Raw genomic sequence first — 18544 nt, 5'->3', positions numbered from 1 at the left:
CGGACATCCATGAGGGCATCACGACGGCCGTGATCGTGAACACCGCGATCGTCGTCCTCGGAGTCCTGACCTCCTTCCTCTTCCTCAAGAACAAGCAGCCCGCCGCGGAAGGCGCGCTCAGCTGATCCGGCGTGCGGGACCACTAAGGCAACTCCGCCTTGTGACAAGCCGGTCCGCGGAGCGAACGTGGGCCGAGGGCACGGCGCCCAGTGCTGCCGACCGACGGAAGGAACCTCTCATGGCAACGCCCGCACGCCCCGCCGACGGCACGACCCGTGCCCCGGCACACGGGGAGGCCGTATCGATTCCCTCCCCGGCCGGACCCGTCCCCGCCCGCACCTTCCTGCCCGCGACCGCACCCCTGGGGTGGCTGGTCTGGGCGCACGGCGGGAGCTGGCGGGGCGGAAGCTCCGCCGACTGGTACGAGGCCACCGCCGAGCTCGCCCTCACCTCCGGTTTCGGGGTGGTCAGCGTCGACTACCGCCTCGTCCCCGAGGCCCGGCACCCGGAGATGGTCGAAGACGTCCTGGCCGCACTCGCCTGGGCCCGCTCGCGCGCCGAACTCGACTGCGTGCGGCCCCTGGTGGCCGTGGGCGGGGACAGTGCGGGCGGGACGCTGGCGGCCTCGGCCGCCCTCGTCTGCCGGGACCGCGGGCTTCCCCTGGCTGCCCAGGTACTCGCCTATCCGCCGCTCGACCCGGAGTGCGCGGCGGACTCGTACCACCGGTACCCCGGCGCCTTCCCCCACGCGGAGTATCTGCGGGCGGCCTGGCGCGCCTACCGGGCGCCGGGCCACCCCGTCGCCGCCGACGGCACCCGCCTGCACAGCACACCCTTCGAGACGGGCGACCTGCGAGGTGTCGCTCCGGCGGTGCTCGCCGGAGGCGACCTCGACCCCGTCCACGACGACGTGGTGCGGTACGCGCAGCTGCTCGGGGAGGCCGGGGTGGAACGCGTACTCCAGCAGTTCCGGCGAACCGGCCACGGGGCGTTCCTCCAGGCGGGGCACGGCTCGGCCGAGTCGCTGCGCGGCTGGCTCGGCTTCGCCCTGCGCCGGCTCGCAGCCCCGGACCACGACCACTGAGCCGTCCGGCCCCCCGTACCCCTCCGTACCCCTCCGTACCCCACAGAAGAAGCCGAGGAGTCGCCATGACCGCCACCCATCCGTCCGCAGCCCGCCCCGCCGCGGAGACGGGCGCAGAGGAAGCCGATCTCACCGCCCTGCTGCGGCACTTCGCCGACCTGAGGGACGGACGTCACGGCGACGCGGTCTCCCGGCAGGCCAAGGAGCGCCACTTCCGTACCGCCACCACCCTCCTCGACCCCTACGCACGGCAGGCGTTGGACGAGCTGAACGCCGAACTCCTTTTGGGTCAAGGGACGGTGGAGGTAAGTGGCGTCGAACGGGCGCCGGACGGAAGCCTCTTCCACGCCTGGACCCTCTCGTGGGAGGAGCAGCGGACCGCGGGCATCGCGCCGATCACGCTCTACGCCCACTACGGCATGACCTTCCACCACCCGCACCTGCGCGGCGCCACCGTCGCCGAGTGGCCGATGAACGTCTTCGACGACGCCCAGGCCGCCAGGGAACTGCCCACCCTGCGGGCCATCGCCGCAGCCGATCTGCACAACCTCGTCTTCGAACGGGACTTCAGGATCGTGCCCGCGACCATGGCGGGCGCCTCCGGCGAACCGGCTTCCCACCAGCACTGAGAGGACACACCATGACGACGACACGACTGTCCGTGCTGGACCAGACCCCGGTCGGCGAGGACCACACCCCGGACGCGGCACTCCGCGCCTCCGTGGAACTCGCCGGAGCCGCCGAGGAGTTCGGTTACACCCGTTACTGGGTGGCCGAGCACCACGGTTCCCCGGGCTTTGCCGGCAGCGCGCCGGAGATCCTCGCGGGCGCGCTGCTCGCCCGCACCAGCCGGATGCGGATCGGTACGGGCGGGGTGCTGCTGCCCCGCTACGACCCGGCCAAGGTGGCCGAGGTGTTCGGGGTCCTCGGCTCGCTGTACCCGGGGCGGGTGGACCTCGGCATCGGCCGGGCCGGCGGACCCGCGCACGACTTCCCCCGGAAGATCCAGGAGCTGATCGCGCTGCTGGGGCCGCACGGGGTCGTCCCGCGTCCCCCGGTGTTCCCGCAGGTCTGGCTGCTGGGCGCGGGGCGTGAGTCGGCCCGGCTGGCGGGGGCGCTCGGCACCGAGTTCGCGTTCGGCCATTTCTTCTCGCCGCACGGCGGGCCGGCGGCTTTCGAGGACTACCGTGGAGCCGGCGCGCGACCCGGCTCCGGTGCGCTGGCCGTACGGGTGGTGACCGCCGACACCGCCGAACGGGCCGAGGAGCTGGCCCAGAGCCTGCTGCTCTGGCGGGCCCGCAAGGACCTGGGCGCGGACGCCCCGCTGCCGTCGATCGAGACCGTCCGCCGCCACCGGTGGACCGGGACGGAGCTGGAACGGGCGAAGACGCACCGCGCGGCGCTCGTCTCCGGCGCCCCCGAGCAGGTCCACCGCACCCTCACGGCGCTCGCCTCGTCGCACGGGGTGGACGAGCTGATCATCAACACCCTGGCCCCCGACCCGGCCGACCGCCACCGCTCGTACGAGCTGCTGGCCGAGGTCTTCGACCTCGCGGCATCCCGGGCCGAGCCGGTGGCAGCGCTCAACTCCCGGCCCTGACCGCCGACGGGCGTCGGGCGAGAGGTGGCGGACGGCGGACGGCAGTGAAGCCGTCCGCCGTCCGCCGTCCGGTCAGCCCGCGAGGCCCGGGACGGCCACCAGCAGCACGGTCAGGGCGGCGAGGGCCGCCGCGACGGCCTCGCCCACCGCCCCGGGCGCACCGGTCGTGGCGGCCAGTTCGCCCATGCGCTCCTTGACGACGCCGAGGTCGGCGTCCGGCAGGGCGCGGGCGTGCAGGCCCGCGTGGTGGAGCAGCGTGATCAGCTCGGCGGTCTCCGGGCCGGCCGGCGCCCCGTCGAGCACCACCCCGGCGAGCTCGCTCCGCACGGCCCGCGGCACCGCCGGATCGGTGACCGGGTAACGGTAGGAGCCGAAGGCGCCGAACAGCTTGCGGCCCTCCCGGTGGACCACGCCCTTCGTCCGGAGAGTGTCGTACGTGGCGGTGACCGCCTGGTCGCGCACCGCCAGCAGCCACGCCTGCGGTTGGGCCTCAGGGCGTTCGCGCACCTGCGCCACGACCGCTGCGGCCAGTGGCTCCCGGGGTGCCGGCAGGTCGGCCGCGACGAGCCTGCCGTCGCGGACCACCACGCCACCGGAGCGTACGAGTCGGAGCAGCGGCGCCGCCGCGATCGCGGCGCCCACCCGGAGATGGTCGCGCGGTGTGCCGTCCCGCTGGTCCAGTCCGAGCAGTGCGATCCGCTCGCCGACGGTCAGTTCCGTGTCCATCGGTCCTTCTTTCCCTCAGGGCTGTCCAGCAGGCCGCGTTCCGGGGCAAATCGGCACATCATGCCGGGAGGGGCGCTGTTCGTCCGCGACGCGCTTCCGGTCTTCCCTCATCACGCCCGACTCGTGCGGCCGGTTCCCGGTACTCAACTCCGTTGCCCCGTCAGCATTCTATCGGGGGAGGCCCTGTGTGAATCCGGTAAGGGACGGTTGCGCCGCCTTGTCGGCGCGCAGCCGGTGGGCTACTCGCCGGTTTCGCGAGTACTCAACTGCCCCGCAGGGCACAGTGGGCAATGTCTTCACAGGGGCCCCACGGGCACTGACGTGAGCGGGAAAATGTGGGGATCCGTCCTGCTGTGCGTAAGAGATCATCTTCATTACGGGGGAACGTATGGATGAGTCGGAGCTGGCCGTACTGGGAGTTCCGCCCCTCGACGAATCCGTCTACCGGGCGCTGTTGCGATGCCCAGGTGCCACTGTCGAGGGTCTGAGTTCGACACTCGGTCTGGGTGAGCAGGATCTCCACCTCGCCCTGAAGCGGCTCGACCAGCAGGGCATGATCCACATCGGCGCGGACGGTGAGGCATTCCCCGTCGATCCTGGGATCGGGGTGGGCAAGCTCGCCGAGCAGCGCATCCGGGCCCTCCAGGACGAGCAGCGCGAGATCCTCTCCACCAGTCACTCGCTCGTACGCCAAGTCCTGCACTGGGAGGACCAGAAGAGCGTCCACGAGGAGGTGGAGACGTTGGAGGGGGCCGGTCTGCTCTACGAGCGGGCCGAGAAGCTCGCCTACCTCGCTCGCAGGGAGCTGCTGGCGATGCAGCCGTCGCGCACGCTGACCCCCGAGTGCGTCGCCATGGCCCGCGAATCCGACCTGCATTGTCTGCGGCGTGGCGTCACCGTGCGCGCCCTGGTGCGCCGCTCGGCGCTCCGTGATCCCGTCGCCGTGGGCCACTTCCGTGAACTGGTGGAACACGGGGCCCACGTGCGTGTGCTGGACGGCGGGTTCGAGCGGGTGCTGATCTTCGACCGGATGACCGCCCTGGTGCAGTCGGCCCCCGACTCGCCGGACCAGCGGGCGGTGCTGATCCGCGAGGAAGGACTGGTGGCGACGCTCCGGTCGTTCTTCGACCGGTTCTGGGACCACGCGGCCGACGCCGCGCCGCTGCTGGGCGGCGGTGGGGAGCGGGATCAACTGGAGGAGTTGCAGCTGAAGGTGCTCCAGATCATGGCCCGTACCGACAAGGACGAAGCCGGGGCGCGTGAGCTGGGCATCTCGGTGCGGACCTACCGGGGGCACGTCGCCCGGCTCCTCCACCGTCTGGACGCGGCGACCCGCTTCCAGGCCGCGCTGCTGGCCCGGGACAGAGGCTGGATCTGAGGTCGCCCGTTCCGCGGACGTGCGGCGTCCGTCCCACGGGTGCACGGTCACCCGGCTCGGGGACGCGCGTGGCCCGTCCCGCGGAGGGCTCGAGCAGGCTCCCGGACCGTGATGTTCGCCGGCTCCGGTGGCACCGCCGCCTCCGCGAGCTCCGTCAGCAGCCGCAGCTGACGGGGCTGGATGGCCGGCAGGAGTGCGGTGGCCCGCCGGGCGTGCTCCGTGCGGGCGCAGAGGAGGTTGCGGGCGAGGGCGAAGCGGCCCCGGTCGGGTACGAGGACGAGTTCCTCGAAGAGCTTGGCCGCCCCCCCGACCACCCGGTCGATCTCGTCCAACGGATCACCGTGCCAGTCCGTGGGGCGCACGAAGCCCCCGTCCCGCGCCATGGCCGCGTACCACTCCCGCATGTCCTCACGGCAGGCCGCCCGGAACACCCCGTCGTGCCGTCCCGTGCGCAGTTCCCGCAGCAGCGCGTGGGCGGCGCGCGCGTCGGCGAGGTGGACCAGCGGTATCCGGTGGGGGCGAGCCATTCGGTGCCGACGGGTTCCGCCGTCCGTGAGGAGGACCGCCGTCGGCTCCAGCGCGGTGGCGAAGGTGTGGCCCGCGTCGGCGAGGCGCAGCCAGAGGTCCCAGTCCTCCAGCCCGGCCCCCGGCCGCCACCCGCCCACCGACTCCACGAGTCCGCTCCGGTGCGCCACCCGGGAGGGTTCGAACATCGGCCCCATGAGCTGGAGTTGCGGGTGCCAGCAGCAGGAGAGCGGTGGCAGCTCGGCGGCGACACCGCCGGTCGCATCACGGTACTCGCACCCGGAGGCCGCCACGTCGGCCCCACCTGAGATCAGTTCCAGGACGACCCGGAGGTGGTGAGGGTGCCAGGTGTCGTCGTGGTCGAGGTAGGCGACGTACGCGCCCCGGGCCTCGGCCAGCCCGGCGTTGCGCGGGCCGCTCGGATGGCCGGTCCGCGCCAGGCGGAGCAGCCGCACCCGGGGGTCCTCCCGGGCGGCCCGCGCCACCCACTCCTCGGTGTCGTCCTCGCAACCGTCCGAGACGACCAGGAGTTCCCACTCCCGCACGGTCTGGGCCCGGACCGAGTCGATGGTCCGGATGATCGCCCCGGACCGGTTGTACGTCGGGCAGATCACGGACACCCGGGGTACGCGGCGGTGTTCCACGGGCTCCCGGCCTCCTTCCTGCACGCTCGTCGTGGAATGTGGGGTCACCAGAAGGGCAGGGCGGCGGGACCGTCGTCCGCCGGCCCCAGGGCGAGCACCACCCCGGCCGCGCCGGTCGCCAGGTCGGTGGAGAGCCGCAGGTTCTCGTGGCCGAGGAAGGCGGGGCGCCCGGCGTACTCGACCCGGTAGAGGTCCAGCACGTCGAGCAGGCGGCCGGACGGCTCCTCGCCGAGGCGCCGCAGGGTGAGAGCGGCCCCGGCCCACCCGTGGAAGAGCCCGGCGGTACGAGGCATGGCCTCCCGGGCCGCCGCCCGCACCCTGTCGGCCACCAGCGTGAAGCGCGGGTCCTGGCGGTGGTCCAGGTAGTCGGCGAGGACCAGCGCGGTGCCGGCGCCACCGGCCGCCAACAGCGGTCGGCCGCCCGGGGCGTTGGGGGCCCAGCCCTCGGTGTCGGTTTCGGAGCCCGTACCCGGGACCTCGGTCCAGCCGAGAGCCGTCACGTCGGTGGTGAGCAGGTCCCGGGCGGAGTCCAGCCAGGCCGCGTCCGAGGTCTGCTCGTACAGGGCGAGCAGCAGCCGCGCACCGCCGGACCGGCCGCGCATGAGGCCCGACTGCCCCCGGCGCGGCGGGGTCGCCGCCGCGCGCGCGGAGAGCTGCTCGCCCGCCGCCGTCGCGTGTTTCAGGGCGTCCTCGTCGCCGGTGGTGCGGGCCAGGTGGAGCTGGGCGAGCGCGATGCCGGCGAGCCCGTCGAAGTAGCTGTCATTGGGCGGGTCCATCGCCCGGACCCGGGCGAGCAGCCCCGCTGCCGCGTCCGCCCGGCCCAGCCCCAGCAGCGCGGAGGCGATACCGGAGAGGCCCGTCCAGAGGCCGGGCAGGACGTCGGTGGTGTCGGTCGCGGCGCGCTCCAGCCAGTCCACGTGCGCCTCGGGGACGCCCGTGCCGTCCTCGGCTCCGCCGGACCCGGTCCTGCCGGATCCGGCGAGTGCCCACAACACCCCGGCCGCTCCGTAGGCGAGGCCCGCCCCGCCGCCGGGCAGCAGGAACTGCGTCGCGTCACCGGGGAAGAGCCGGTCCGCCCGGTCCGGGGTGGCGGTCGCCAGGATGCCCTCGGCGACGGCCGCGCGTGCCACCGCGCCGGAGCCCGACGCGACCTGCGGCACCGGCTGCGGCTGGGGGGTTGCGACGGCGGGGGCCGGGGCGAGCGGGGCGAGGTCGGCGCGGATGCGGTCGCCCCAGTCCTCGGGCAGCGGGTAGCGGGTGGTGATGTGGGCGATCAGCTGCTCGACCTTGTGCGGGCCCCAGCCCATGAGCGTGGTCAGCGGCGCGAAGAGGGCGACCCGCAGGCAGCCGAGGGCGTACCGGTCGATGTCCGGTCCCCGGTGCCCGGCGGGGGCGCCGAAACCGGGGGCCGCGTGGATCTGGGCGGTGTCCGGATCGGTCGTCGCCGTCTCCAGGTCGATGAAGACGACGGTGTCGTCGGGGCGCACCAGGACGTTGCCCGGGTGCAGGTCGCCGAAGAAGACGCCCCGCGCGTGCATCTCCGTGACACCCCGCTCGATGTCGGCGAGGACGTCCAGCGCCCACCGGGTGTAGGCGGCGGTCCGCCCCGGGTCGGCCTCCGGGGCCTGCGGAAGGCGTCGGGTGAGGGCGGCTCCCAGCGTCTCGCCCTCGACGAACTCCCTGACGAGAAAGTGGTGTTCGTGGCCCTTGCGCGCCTCGATCAGCCGGGGGAACCAGCGCAGCCCGCCGAGCTTCTCCAGACAGGAGTGCTCCTGCTCCAGGCGGGCGACGGCGTCGTTGCCGTGGGTGTCGATCCCGGAGTGCGGACGCGCCTCCCGCAACAGCACCGGCCCGCCGGTCCGCAGGTCGCTGCCCCGGTACACCCCCCCGCCGTTGGAGAAGTGCAGGGCCTTCTCGGCGCGGTACGGGAAGTCCTCCAGGGTGCCGGAGTTGCGGTCCCGCAGCGCCTGCTCCAGGCACGCAGGCAGCGTCACCCACTCCGGCGGCCGGAAGGTGGGCAGCCGCTTGTCGGGGACCAGGTTGCCGTCCGGATCCTCGACGCAGTGGACGGTCTCGCCGGTGGGCGTCTTCATGGTCCGCGCGACGAACCCGCCGTAGCGGACGTACAGCGGTCCGGAGCGCCAGCGCAGATCGCTGAGGATGTAGGGGCCCGGCTCACCGTCCAGCAGGGTGCCCAACTCCTCCAGCACGCGTCCGAGGCTCTCCTCGTCGCGGGGGTAGACGGTGACGAACTTGCCCGAGGCGCTGCGGTCGCCGTACTTGCCGTTCCGGCGCAGCAGCACCTTCCGGCTCCGGATGAACTTGAACGCGATCCCGCGCGGCACCAGGTACTCCCGGCAGCGGTCCAGCACGTCCTCGGCGTTCCCGGCGACCGCCGACACGTGGATCTTCCAGCCCTGCGGCGGCAGCCGGTGGTCCGGCGGGGTCAGCATCGCCCAGTCCGGTCCGGTGTGGGACGTCCATCCCGCCGGCGCCGGCGCCGATACCGCGGGGTAGTCGTCCTGCGCGGCGCTGTCCGCGTCGTCGCGGTCGAAGAACGGCGTGCCGGGCGGGCAGTGCGCCAAGTGCCGAAGTATGTCCATGATCAACCGCCTTGGGAGCTGGGAGGAAGCGCGGTCGGCGGGCGGCCGTCGCCGTGAGGGGGTGCGTACGGGCCGGGCCCGCGTCAGCGCCAGAACGGCGCGAGGTACCGGAGGTAGAGCCACTCGCCCAGGCTGCGCCGGCCCGCCTCTATCTCGGCCAGTCCGGTCGTCCCGGACGGCGGCGCGGCGGTCCGCAGCGGGAGACCCGTGGCCGGCAGGCTCATCGCGTCCAGCCCGGTGACCGGGGCGAAGAGCGAGAAGGGCGCGGAGACGTCGGTGGGCCGGGTGGACGCCACCTCGGCCTCGCCCAGCTCCTCGTGCAGCACGATCCCGCTGCCCGTCAGACGGACCTTCGCGCCCGGGGCGACCGCGTCCAGGTCGGCCGCACCGGTCGCCACGAACACCACCCGGCCGTTCTGGTTCACGAAGCCGCCGGTCACGCTGTACGGGAGGGTCACCCCGGCGGCGAGGGCGGCGACCGCGGCGAGACCGGCCAGCGAGACGACCGCGATCCGCCACCGGGCCGCCCCGGCGGCGAGCGCCTCCACGCCCAGACGCAGGACGCCCGTGCAGCAGCGGACCAGCAGCGCGAGCAGCGCCAGCGACACCACGACCGCGCCGACCAGACCCATGCCCTCCAGCATCGAGCGCCAGAGCGTGAACGCGGTGCCGAGGACGTACAGCGGGAACACCATGCAGGCCAGCCCGAAGAGCGGGGCCCAGCCCACCTCGGGCAGGGTCTTCTCGTACCGTCCGCCGAAGAGCACCTTCGCGAACCAGCGCCGGGTGTCGGTCATCGACCGGTCACGCAGGTGCGAGATGTCCAGATGGCTCATGAGCGCGAGGTAGCCGTCGAGCTTGATGAACGGGACGGCGTTGAAGAAGCCGGAAAGGAAGCTGGTCACGGTCAGCAGGAGCAGCAGCCCGCGGACCGTGTCGCTCCCCCCGGCCAGGGCCACTCCCGCGGAGGAGAGGCCGGCCACCCCGCCGATGGCCGCCTGCACGGTGATGCCCGCGAGCGCGATGCGTACCCGCTGGGCGCCGTTCGGCAACCGCCAGCCGTCCGTGACGTCACAGAAGAACGCCGGGGTCAGGTAGAAGAGCATGACGCCCATGCGGCTGGGCTTGCCGCCGTAGTGGCTCAGCACGACTCCGTGCGCCATCTCGTGCAGGGCTGTCCCCACGTACGTGACGGCGACGAGCGCGATCAGCGCCGACACCGGCAGCGGGCTGCTCAGCGCGTCGGTGGCAGCGGGCAGTTGGAAGGCGACGCTCAGCAGACCGCCGGCCATCAGGGCCACCAGCGCCACCGCCCAGGCCCGGTGCGCCAGCCGGGTGGCCAGCGGCCGGAGGCGGGCGAGGAAACGGTCCGGGCGCACCACGGTGTACTGGAAGGTCAGTGGCGGTACGAACGCGAACCGCCTGGTCCGCACCGGCTCGCGCGCCGCGTCCTGGAGCAGCTCCATCTTCTGCGCCCGCAGCAGACCCTCGCCCACCAGTTCGGCGGTCCAGGGGCGGCCGAGGCGCTCCGCGATGTCCTCGGCGGTGTTGGTGCCGTCCGCCGAACGCAGCAGCCGTGCCATCCCGGCCCCGACCCGCAGATAGCGGCCGGCGCCGAACTGCACGATCCACGGGGCGCCCTCGCCCGCCGGCTCGTGCACCAGCACCTCGTCCGCCAGTACCGGGCGCACCGGTAGCGGGGGCAGTACGGGGACCACGGTCTCCGGGCGCTTCAGGGCCAGTTTCACGGCAGGTCCCTGCGGAGGAACAGGACGCGGCCGGCCACGCCGGCGGCGGCGATCCAGGCGGCGAGGACGACGACGGCCCAGGGGATGGAGAGCAGCCCTTCGTTGCCCGCGCGGTAGATGGAGGCCATCGCCTCGTCGATGGTGAACTTGCCCACGTCCGGGACCAGTCGCAGCAGACCACCACTGACGAGCCAGGTGCTCAGCAGCATCACAACGACGGCGACCACCTGTTGACGGATAATCAGGCCGAGCAGGCAGCCCCACAGGGCGCCCGCCACGATCACGCCCATCACCCCGAGCAGCGTCCAGGTGGCCGTCATGGACCACTCCGGGTGGTACTCCCGTCCGGCGAGGAAGAGCCACGGGCTGACCGCCGCCAGCACCCCGGCCCCCACGGCGAACACCGCGCCGGTACCGGCCGCGACCAGGAGTTTCGCTCCGAGCACCCGCAGACGGCCGCCGCCGAGCAGTGTCGTCCGCATGATGGAGCCGCTGGAGAACTCGCGGGTCACCGCGAGCATGGTGGCGAGCGCGGCCACCAGCTCCACCATGAACCAGCCCTGCACCAGCGTCGAGGTCAGCTGCTCCACGGTGGTGGTGCCCTGGTCCAACTCGTCGAGCGCCTGCGTGAGGTAGCCGGCGTCGGCCAGGACGCAGAGCAGCGCCGCCGCGAGGGCGAGCACCCACCAGGCCCTGCCGGTCCAGACCTTCTGCCACTCGGAGGCGATGAGATCACGCATGGCTGGGCTCCTTGCCCGCGGTGCCGGCGAGTTCGAAGAAGCGGTCCTCCAGGCTCACCGAACCGTCGCGGGTGAGATCCGCGGCCGTTCCGCTGTACCGCAGGGTGCGTTGCAGGATGACGATGTCGTCGGCTATCTGCTCGACCTCGGCGAGCAGATGGCTGGAGAGCAGCACGGTCCGTCCCTCGTCGGCGAGGGACCGCAGGAACTCCCGCAGCCACCGGATGCCGTCCGGGTCCAGACCGTTGGCCGGTTCGTCGAGAATGAGGAGCTCCGGATCGGCGAGCAACGCCGTTGCCAGGGCGTGGCGTTGCCGCATGCCGGTGGAGTAACCGCGCAGCTTGCGGTGCGCGTCGCCCTCCAGGCCCACGCGCTCCAGGACCTCGTCCACCCGCTTCCGGCCGAGCCCCAGGGCGGTCGCCCAGACCCGGAGGTCGCCCCGTCCGGTGGCGGCGTTGGAGGGGCCGATGCCGTCCATGGAGACGCCCACGCGGTGGGCGGCGCGCGGCAGTTCGCCGTACGGCCGGCCGAAGACGGTGGCGCGGCCGGCGGTGGGCCTGGCGAGCCCGAGCAGCATGCGCAGGGTCGTCGTCTTGCCGGCGCCGTTCCGTCCGAGGAGACCCACCACCCGGCCCGGCTCCACCCGGAAGGAGACGTCCTCCACCGCCGTGAGTTCGCCGTACCGCTTGGTCAGGCCTTCGATCTCGACTACGTCGGTCATGGTCAGGTCCTTCCGCGCGCGCGGAGGTAGAGGCCGAAGCCCGCGATGATCAGCAGCTCGACGCCGACGCAGACCAGCAGGGCGACGGTCCGGGTACGGCCGTCGGTGAGCGCCGAGACGATGCCGGGAGCGGCCATGACGGCGACGATCCAGAAGCCCGCGAGGGCCCAGGGGAAGCCGCGGGAAGCAGCCTGGGACATGACGAAACTCTCCTTCGGTCGTGCGGGGTCCTGCGCTTCGGGTCAGGGGGCCGTCTCCGGTGCGGTGCGTCGCAGGGGCGGAGTTCTCCCGCGTGTTCGGGGCATGCTCGGTGGTACGAGAGCGGTGAGGCGCCGTGCCGGGGTCGCCCCCGGGCACGGCGGTGCGGTGGGAGCCGCACGTAGCATCTGCCGGGGGCCCTGTCCCGGATGCACCAGTCCTGCATCCGGAACAGGGCCTCCTTGGCGTGCCGGACCGGTCAGGTCGCGACGACGACCGACGTGAGCACCAGCGAGGCGTAGGTGGCGCTGACGCCCGCCGACACTCCGAAGCTCACCAGGAAGCTGTCCCACCAGTCGGGCGCGTCCATACCCTCAAGCTCTTCCATGTCCAGTTCCTGCATGGCCAGTTCGAGGGCCGAGTTCGTGTTCTCCTGCATTGCTTTCACCTCTTTCCGCATAGGGGTACCGCTCGGTCGATGACGTGATCACGCTCGTGGAGGGCGTAGGCCGCGAGGACCGGGGCCCCGGGAGTGGATCAGGTGGCCAGCGTGATGAGGGAGACGTAGGAAACGACTCCGCCCACACTCAGGCCGCCGACGAGGCTGAGGACGTCGCTCCAGCCGAAGGGCGCGTCGAGCGCCTCCAGCTCCTGCATGTCCAGCTCGTGGGCCTCCAGCTCCTGCAGAGCCAGTTCCAGAGGCGCCTTGATGTCCGCGTTCTGCATGGGTTCTCCTCCTTCCGAGGTGTGAATCTCCTGGTGGTGCGTCCGCCGGCGGGTGCCGGCGGAAGTCTGTGGGTGCGGGGGCCGCCCGGGGAGGGGGCCTCGCCGCGGGTCCGGGTCTCAAAGGGGGACGGGGGCCCGTACCGCGTCCGCCATCGCCGCCCGGACGTCGGGCAGGGCCAGTGCGCCGAGCGGTGGCAGCCCGTCGCCCCAGGCCCGCAGCGTGGCGCGGGCCACCTCCGCGGTCCGTTCGGCCGTCGCGTGGAGCGTCCGGTCGATGTTCCAGTCGTCCAGCAGGGCCGTGATGCCCGCGACGGGGTCCTCCGGCGTCGGTACCGACCGTTCGTCCGCGACCGCGCGCCAGAGCCGGGCGAGCCGGGAGGCCGAACCCCAGCGCGTGTCGCCGTCCGCGATCCGCCGCCACAGCGGCGGCAACAGTGCGGCGGCGGCCGTCATCTTGCGGACCCCGAGGGCGGTGGAGAGCTCGTTGGCGAGATACCAGCCCTTGCAGGCGGCGGGCTCCCGGCCCAGGTTGAGCCACTGCTGATGGCTCAGCCCGCTCAGCTTGGCGATCTCCAGCCGGAGGCCGTCCCCGGGCACGGTGCCGGCCTCCCGCGCCGCCGCCACCCGGTCGCCGAAGCTCACGAGCAGCCCCAGCAGGGTCCGGGCGAAGGCGTCCTCCACCGGCAGTTCCCGGTGGTCGCCCGCGTACATCCCGGAGAGCCTGAAGAAGACCTCCAGCACCCCTTCCGCGAGGAGTTCGGGCGGTAGCGTGCGGGTGGCGGCCGGATCGTAGACCGCCACCTCGGGCTGGAGCCCGTTGCCCAGCACCAGCCGCTTGCCGGTGGGCGTGGCGAGGCAGACGGCACCGCTCAGCTCGCTGCCGGTGCCCACCGTCGTCGGGACGGAGACGAGCGGGAGGCGGGGGACCGAACCCGCCGACAGCAGGACGAGGCCGCTGCGGTGCCGCACCGCCAGCCGCTCGCGGACGTTCGGGTCGGAGCGCAGCAGCACCGCGAGTTTGGCCTGGTCGAGGAGGGAACCGCCGCCGACCGCCACCACGAGGTCGCTGCCGGCCAGCCGCTCCGCGAGTTCCTGGACGCTGCCCAGGTCCCCCGGGCCGGTGAGGACGACGTCCTCGGGGTCCCAGCCGGCCCAGACCGCCCGCTCACGCACCCGGACGACGGCCTCGCCCCCGGCGACGGCCGAGTCCGCCAGGAGGACCAGCCGCCGGCCCTCGTGCTGGGGCAGCCATGCGGACAGACCGTCCAGGCCGTACGCCACCCGGGTCATCGGGTGCCTGCTGACACTCCAGACAGTCTCCATCAGACCGCTCCCGTCCCGGCCGCCGCGCGGACCGGCGACGCACCCGTCGCCGTGTACGTGTCGATGCCGGTCCGTACGCGGATCAGCAGTTCGTCGAGGTCCTCGTCCGAGTAGGTCAGCGCGGGCAGGATCTGCACCCCGGACACACTGGGGTGCACCAGGGCGCCGGCCCGCCGGATCGCCGTCACCAGGGCGGGGACCTCGCTCGGCGGCAGCGGGGTGCCCGCGTCACCCTCGGCCGAGAGCCGGATCGAACGGAAGCAGCCCGCGCCGGTGGTCGCGCTCACCCGTGCGTGGGAGGCCACGAGGTCGCCGAGCGCGGTGTCGAGTCGTGCGGAGAGCCGACGGGCCGAGGCGACCGCGTCCAGCCGGCGCATCTCGGCGAGCGTGGCGAGGATGGCCGCGCAGGTCACGGGGGTGCCCGCCTGGGTTTCGCCGTGCACGAGCACGTCCCCGGAGGCATCGAAGGGTTCGGCCACCCGGGCGGAGACCAGGACCGCCGCCGCCGCACTCGTACCGTTGGTCAGCCCCTTCGACGTGATCAGCACGTCCGGAGGAGCGGACCACAGCTGGGAGGCGAACAGAGCGCCGGTGCGCCCGAAACCGGTGGCCACCTCGTCGGCGACCAACAGGAATCCGTACTCCTCGCGGAGCTCCAGCAGGGTGTCGACGTACTCGGGGGTCAGCACCACCGCACCCGTGCCGAGGACCGGCTCGACCACCACGGCGGCGATCTGCGGGCCCTGGCGCGCGGCCAGCGCGCGGATCTCCTCCGCAGAGTTCGGCGACACGTGCCGCACCAGCCGCTGGTCGACGCCGTACACCGGCTGCCCCAGATTCTCGCCGGTGAGCGCGAACCCGCCGAAGGTCAGGCCGTGGTAGCTGTCGCGGAGCCCCACCACCAGCTTGCGCTGCCCCTGGCCGCGCAGCGCGTGGTGGTGCCGGGCGAGCTTCATCACCAGGTCGTTGGCGGCGCCACCGGAAGTGGAGAACAGCACCCGTGCGTAGGTGTCCTCACCGGCCGCCTCGACCAACTCCTGTGCGGCGCGCCGGGCGTAGACGTTCTCGTACCGGAAGACCGAGAGGTACGAAGCGTCCCGCAGCGCACCGGCGCAGGCCTCGGCGACCGCCTCGTTGCCGTAGCCGAGGTTGGCGTTCCACAGACCGCTGGTGCCGCAGAGGAGTTCGCGGCCGTCCAGGAAGCGGACCCGCACTCCGTGCGCGGAGACCGTGCAGAGCTCGTCGTCGCCGTGCAGCGCCGGGGCCTGGAGGGAGGGCCAGAGTTCGCGTCCCATCACACCGCCTCCGCTTCCAGCAGTACGTCACGGTGGCGCGGGCCGCTCGCCGGAAGGGTGTGGCGGGCGGTGATCCGCAACCCGGAACCGGCGAGTTCGCGCTCCAGCCGCCGAGCCGGGAGGACCCGGATCGACGTGGTGAGCACGTCGATCCGGCCGGTCGCGCCGGCCTCTTCCGCGGGCGGCAGGATCGTCACCCGCCGGGCGGGCGCGCCCTCGGGCCAGTGCTCGATCATCCGGTAGCGCCGGCCGCTCGCGCCGCGGCCCTCGATGTCGAGGTCGGTGCTGCCGAGGGTGCCGTCCGCCGGGTTCACCATGTCCACGGTGGAGAGCAGGAACCTGCCGCCGGGCGCGAGATGGGCCCGTACCGAGGCGAACAGTCCGGCCCTGCCCGCGTCGTCGAGCAGCGAGACCGAGGTGGTGCCGAGCACCACCAGGCCGAAGGCGCGACCCAGGTCGAAGGCGGCCATGTCGCCCTGCACGGGTGTGCAGCGCGCCCGCACCCCGGCCGGGGCGGCTGCGAGACGCTCCCGCAGCAGGTCCAGCATGTCGGCCTTGAGCTCCAGGGCGGTGACCTCGCGGCCCAGCGCGAGTAGCGGAAGAGTCAACCTGCCGGAACCGGAGGCGAGTTCGAGCACCGGCCCGGTCACGGCCCGCGCCACCCGCAGCACCTCGCGGATCTCGCTGGTGTCGGCCGCCGCGAGGTCGTGGTAGACGGGAGCGCCGACCGCGTCGTACAGGTCGTGCAGGGCCACCCGCTCGCCGTAGCCGGCCAGTACCTCACCGGCCAGGCCCGGGGGAAGGCCGGTGGTCGTCGCTGTCGTGGTCACGCGCCGGTCACCTCCGCCACGGACGGCGTACCTTGCGGCGCTTCCTGGACGAGGGGAATGCCCCGTTCGGCGAAGAAGGCCACCACCTTCGCGACGGTGGCCCCGGTCAGCGGGGCCGGGGCGTCCTCTCCCGCCTCGGCGCGCGCGTGCTCCAGTGCGGCCCCGGACGAGCCGTGCACCAGCAGCCGTTCGGCCACGGCGGCCGCCGGGCGGCCGAGCCGGAAGGTCCGGTCGTGCCCGGGTACCCGTACGTACGCGGCCTCCGGGGTCCAGGCGAGGAAGGGCGCGCGAGGGTCCTCCGCGTCGTGGGGCGTTTCCACCGACTCCAGCGAGGGCACCAGGCGCCCGCCGAACCCGGAGACCCGCACGTCGGTGACCCCGTGCACCTGGAGGTCGCGGAGAACGTCCAGCGCCGCCACGTACCTCGCCAGCCACGGGCGTGTCGCCGCGGCCCGTGTGCGTACGGCCTCCGGTACGGCGGCGGCGAGGGAGACCGCCGCGCCGGTGGTGTCCTCCGCCGTCAGCGCCGCCCACCGCTCTTCGAGCGCGGCGACCGGGTCTCCCACGGCGCCCAGCGGGGCGCCCTGCGGGGACACCGACACGGTGCCGTCGGCCGCCACCCACAGGCGGGTGCCCGGACCGTCGCCCGTCTCGCCGCTGCCCAGCGCGGGAAGGTCCGCGAGCTGGACCGCGGGGCTCACCACGAAGGCGGCGAACTCGCCCTCCAGCCGTGCCCGGTCGGCGTCCGCGAGGAACGCCTCGTAGTCCGTCTCGCCGGCGACCCGGACGAGCGTGGTGCCCAGCAGGGACATGTACGGGCTCGTCCCGTAGTCCTGCACCTGGAGGAAGAGGGCGCCACCGATCGAGGCGTCACCGCCGGGCTCGCTGAGCGATCCCTCGAAGCCCACCACCGCCGCACCCGACTCGTGGGCTTCCCCGGAGGGCTCCCCCGGGACGAGGACCAGGGTCCGGGGACCCACGACGTCCGAGGCGAGCAGCGCCGGCAGATGGACGGCGTCCTCCAGGACGACGGTCGCGGTGCCGCCGCCCGCGGGGGCGACACCCAGCGGTGGACGCCCGGTGACCCAGGAGCGCAGATGCAGACCGGCACGACTGATCAGGGCCTCATGCACGTGCTTCCCTCCGATCGGCGCCGACCGCCGTGAGAATTCTCTTCAGATCTTCCATGGCGGCCTTCGGGCCATAAAGATTTGCGACACCCGTCAGATTGAGGACGATTTCATCGACCCCGGCGAGACGGTATTCGTCGAGTTGTTTGGTCACGCTCTCAAGGTCTCCGTGGAGGAAAGCGCCGGCGTCGGCCATCAGGCGTCCCGCCGATTGAGGATCCATTTTCGAGAAGTCGATTCCCGCTCTACCCAGCATGTCGATGTAGTGCGGGGCCATCATGTGCCCGGAATTACTGGAGAGGACGAAATCGGAGACGTCGCGGCCGGCGCGTTCCAGCGCCACCGGCACCATCGCCGTCACCTTCGGTTCCGGGCGCCCCGCCGCGGCGGCGCCCTCCCGCAACGCGGGGCGCACCACCGCGTCCAGATAGGCCGCGGGCGTCAGCCAGGTGATCGCCGCGTCGGCGATCTCGCCGGCCAGCCGCGCCATGCCGGGCCGCAGTACCCCGAGGCCGACCTGGACCTCGGGGGACATGACCGGCCCCATCCGGGCATGGCAGCTGTAGTAGTCGCCCTTCGCCTCGACGACTCCGCCGCCCAGCAGCTCCCGCACGATCGTCAGGTACTCCCTGACCGCCGTGAGCTGGCTCCCGTACGGCGCGCCCAGCAGGCTCTGCTGGAAGCTCTTCGCGCCGGGCCCGAAGCCGGCCAGCACGCTCTGTCCGGTGGCCATCGCCAGGGACTTGATCTGGTGAGCGGCCTCGAAGGGGTGCCGCAGGGGCATCAAGGTGACCCCGAGACCCGTGGGAACCCGGAATCCCGCCCCTGCCACGGCGGAGAAGGTCTGGAAAGGCTCCATCAGAAGGCTCTGTCCCTGCCAGAGTCTCCGGGCCCCTGTCCATTCGACCAGGGCCGCATAGGGAAGTACCTGCTCGGTGCGGCGCGGCAGAAAAGGAATCAGTACGGAATAGTCCACGTCTTCTCGCCCCCCTTCGTAATGTGCTGGATAGTTTCACGGAGTCGGTGGTTCCGGGGAGGGGGGATTGCTGCAGCTTCATGCACCGCACGGCTGCAGCAAGCTGCATTCCCTTCCCGGGTGGTTTTGCCGCTGATCAGAGGCCCTGTTGAGCGCCCGGCGAGGCGGTTTCCGAAGGGGGTGTCCGCGGCGGCACCCGAGGGCTGCCGCCCGCCGCGCATCGCGGGGGGTCCGCCGGGTGCACGGGAGGGCGTGCGGGGGATGGCGTCCGGTCCCGCGTGGGTGAGGCCGGACCCC

At 73.0% G+C, this 18544-nt stretch carries 18 protein-coding genes; 4 read left to right on the top strand and 14 right to left on the bottom strand.

The genetic code is table 11. The annotated features are described in order from the left end of the window. The first annotated feature begins 238 nt into the window (after positions 1 to 238). From ACFYPN_RS10025 to ACFYPN_RS10015, 3 genes are all read left to right on the top strand, one after another. Positions 239 to 1084, top strand: coding sequence for an alpha/beta hydrolase fold domain-containing protein (locus ACFYPN_RS10025; protein ID WP_389297599.1), 846 nt, complete (start codon positions 239 to 241; stop codon positions 1082 to 1084). 65 nt (positions 1085 to 1149) lie between these two features. Next, the gene (locus tag ACFYPN_RS10020; RefSeq protein WP_358766325.1) at positions 1150 to 1713 is read left to right on the top strand and encodes a hypothetical protein; all 564 of its coding nucleotides are present in this window, start codon (positions 1150 to 1152) and stop codon (positions 1711 to 1713) included. A gap of 11 nt (positions 1714 to 1724) precedes the next feature. Further along, complete coding sequence (locus tag ACFYPN_RS10015; protein WP_358766323.1) at positions 1725 to 2684, top strand: LLM class flavin-dependent oxidoreductase; 960 nt, start codon at positions 1725 to 1727, stop codon at positions 2682 to 2684. A 72-nt stretch (positions 2685 to 2756) separates the two neighbouring features. Here the strand turns inward: ACFYPN_RS10015 and ACFYPN_RS10010 are convergent, their stop codons facing one another. After that, positions 2757 to 3410 (bottom strand): GPP34 family phosphoprotein, encoded by a 654-nt coding sequence (locus ACFYPN_RS10010; RefSeq protein WP_358758372.1) that lies wholly within the window; start codon positions 3408 to 3410, stop codon positions 2757 to 2759. A 388-nt stretch (positions 3411 to 3798) separates the two neighbouring features. On the opposite strand from ACFYPN_RS10010, the gene ACFYPN_RS10005 reads away from it, so the two are divergent. Further along, positions 3799 to 4788: a helix-turn-helix transcriptional regulator gene (locus ACFYPN_RS10005; protein ID WP_358758374.1), complete on the top strand. Its 990-nt coding sequence runs from the start codon at positions 3799 to 3801 to the stop codon at positions 4786 to 4788. 47 nt (positions 4789 to 4835) lie between these two features. On the opposite strand, the gene ACFYPN_RS10000 is transcribed toward ACFYPN_RS10005, so the two are convergent. From ACFYPN_RS10000 to ACFYPN_RS09940, 13 genes are all read right to left on the bottom strand, one after another. Continuing rightward, positions 4836 to 5957, bottom strand: a complete 1122-nt coding sequence (locus ACFYPN_RS10000) for a glycosyltransferase family 2 protein (RefSeq protein ID WP_389297595.1) — start codon at positions 5955 to 5957, stop codon at positions 4836 to 4838. 44 nt (positions 5958 to 6001) lie between these two features. Further along, a complete protein-coding gene (gene lanKC, locus ACFYPN_RS09995; RefSeq protein ID WP_389297593.1) occupies positions 6002 to 8560 on the bottom strand; it encodes a class III lanthionine synthetase LanKC in 2559 nt (852 codons plus the stop codon). Positions 8561 to 8643: 83 nt separating this feature from the next. Next, complete coding sequence (gene mpaP / locus ACFYPN_RS09990; protein WP_389297591.1) at positions 8644 to 10308, bottom strand: daptide biosynthesis intramembrane metalloprotease; 1665 nt, start codon at positions 10306 to 10308, stop codon at positions 8644 to 8646. After that, a complete protein-coding gene (locus ACFYPN_RS09985) occupies positions 10305 to 11048 on the bottom strand; it encodes an ABC transporter permease (protein ID WP_389297589.1) in 744 nt (247 codons plus the stop codon). Before ACFYPN_RS09985 ends, mpaP begins: the two co-directional genes overlap by 4 nt. Next, positions 11041 to 11769, bottom strand: coding sequence for an ABC transporter ATP-binding protein (locus tag ACFYPN_RS09980; protein WP_389297588.1), 729 nt, complete (start codon positions 11767 to 11769; stop codon positions 11041 to 11043). The genes ACFYPN_RS09985 and ACFYPN_RS09980 overlap by 8 nt, the downstream gene beginning before the upstream one ends. A gap of 2 nt (positions 11770 to 11771) precedes the next feature. Next, positions 11772 to 11969 carry a hypothetical protein gene (locus tag ACFYPN_RS09975; RefSeq protein ID WP_358758386.1) on the bottom strand — a complete coding sequence of 66 codons (198 nt, stop codon included), beginning with the start codon at positions 11967 to 11969 and terminating at the stop codon, positions 11772 to 11774. A gap of 257 nt (positions 11970 to 12226) precedes the next feature. Then, complete coding sequence (locus tag ACFYPN_RS09970; RefSeq protein ID WP_358758388.1) at positions 12227 to 12406, bottom strand: daptide-type RiPP; 180 nt, start codon at positions 12404 to 12406, stop codon at positions 12227 to 12229. A gap of 98 nt (positions 12407 to 12504) precedes the next feature. Next, on the bottom strand, positions 12505 to 12693 hold the full coding sequence (locus tag ACFYPN_RS09965; protein ID WP_358758390.1) for a daptide-type RiPP: 189 nt from the start codon (positions 12691 to 12693) through the stop codon (positions 12505 to 12507). 117 nt (positions 12694 to 12810) lie between these two features. After that, the gene (gene mpaC / locus ACFYPN_RS09960; protein ID WP_358758392.1) at positions 12811 to 14016 is read right to left on the bottom strand and encodes a daptide-type RiPP biosynthesis dehydogenase; all 1206 of its coding nucleotides are present in this window, start codon (positions 14014 to 14016) and stop codon (positions 12811 to 12813) included. Then, the gene (gene mpaD / locus ACFYPN_RS09955) at positions 14016 to 15311 is read right to left on the bottom strand and encodes a daptide-type RiPP biosynthesis aminotransferase (RefSeq protein WP_389297585.1); all 1296 of its coding nucleotides are present in this window, start codon (positions 15309 to 15311) and stop codon (positions 14016 to 14018) included. The genes mpaC and mpaD overlap by 1 nt, the downstream gene beginning before the upstream one ends. After that, complete coding sequence (gene mpaM / locus ACFYPN_RS09950) at positions 15311 to 16141, bottom strand: daptide-type RiPP biosynthesis methyltransferase (RefSeq protein WP_358758396.1); 831 nt, start codon at positions 16139 to 16141, stop codon at positions 15311 to 15313. The genes mpaD and mpaM overlap by 1 nt, the downstream gene beginning before the upstream one ends. Further along, the gene (gene mpaB / locus ACFYPN_RS09945) at positions 16138 to 17274 is read right to left on the bottom strand and encodes a daptide biosynthesis RiPP recognition protein (protein ID WP_358758398.1); all 1137 of its coding nucleotides are present in this window, start codon (positions 17272 to 17274) and stop codon (positions 16138 to 16140) included. Before mpaB ends, mpaM begins: the two co-directional genes overlap by 4 nt. Continuing rightward, positions 17267 to 18247: an LLM class flavin-dependent oxidoreductase gene (locus tag ACFYPN_RS09940; RefSeq protein WP_358758399.1), complete on the bottom strand. Its 981-nt coding sequence runs from the start codon at positions 18245 to 18247 to the stop codon at positions 17267 to 17269. The genes mpaB and ACFYPN_RS09940 overlap by 8 nt, the downstream gene beginning before the upstream one ends. Between the last annotated feature and the right edge of the window lie 297 nt (positions 18248 to 18544).

Source organism: Streptomyces sp. NPDC005576 (genome assembly GCF_042871745.1).
GTDB lineage: Bacteria > Actinomycetota > Actinomycetes > Streptomycetales > Streptomycetaceae > Streptomyces.
The sequence above is the reverse complement of the archived record's forward strand: the minus strand, read 5'-3'. Positions and strand labels throughout refer to the sequence as shown.

Coding starts and splice junctions, on each gene's coding strand:
- ACFYPN_RS10025 (WP_389297599.1), top strand. CDS start 239: ATGGCAACGCCCGCACGCCCCGCCGACGGCACGACCCGTGCCCCGGCA.
- ACFYPN_RS10020 (WP_358766325.1), top strand. CDS start 1,150: ATGACCGCCACCCATCCGTCCGCAGCCCGCCCCGCCGCGGAGACGGGC.
- ACFYPN_RS10015 (WP_358766323.1), top strand. CDS start 1,725: ATGACGACGACACGACTGTCCGTGCTGGACCAGACCCCGGTCGGCGAG.
- ACFYPN_RS10010 (WP_358758372.1), bottom strand. CDS start 3,410: ATGGACACGGAACTGACCGTCGGCGAGCGGATCGCACTGCTCGGACTG.
- ACFYPN_RS10005 (WP_358758374.1), top strand. CDS start 3,799: ATGGATGAGTCGGAGCTGGCCGTACTGGGAGTTCCGCCCCTCGACGAA.
- lanKC (WP_389297593.1), bottom strand. CDS start 8,560: ATGGACATACTTCGGCACTTGGCGCACTGCCCGCCCGGCACGCCGTTC.
- ACFYPN_RS09985 (WP_389297589.1), bottom strand. CDS start 11,048: ATGCGTGATCTCATCGCCTCCGAGTGGCAGAAGGTCTGGACCGGCAGG.
- ACFYPN_RS09980 (WP_389297588.1), bottom strand. CDS start 11,769: ATGACCGACGTAGTCGAGATCGAAGGCCTGACCAAGCGGTACGGCGAA.
- ACFYPN_RS09975 (WP_358758386.1), bottom strand. CDS start 11,969: ATGTCCCAGGCTGCTTCCCGCGGCTTCCCCTGGGCCCTCGCGGGCTTC.
- ACFYPN_RS09970 (WP_358758388.1), bottom strand. CDS start 12,406: ATGCAGGAGAACACGAACTCGGCCCTCGAACTGGCCATGCAGGAACTG.
- ACFYPN_RS09965 (WP_358758390.1), bottom strand. CDS start 12,693: ATGCAGAACGCGGACATCAAGGCGCCTCTGGAACTGGCTCTGCAGGAG.
- mpaC (WP_358758392.1), bottom strand. CDS start 14,016: ATGGAGACTGTCTGGAGTGTCAGCAGGCACCCGATGACCCGGGTGGCG.
- mpaD (WP_389297585.1), bottom strand. CDS start 15,311: ATGGGACGCGAACTCTGGCCCTCCCTCCAGGCCCCGGCGCTGCACGGC.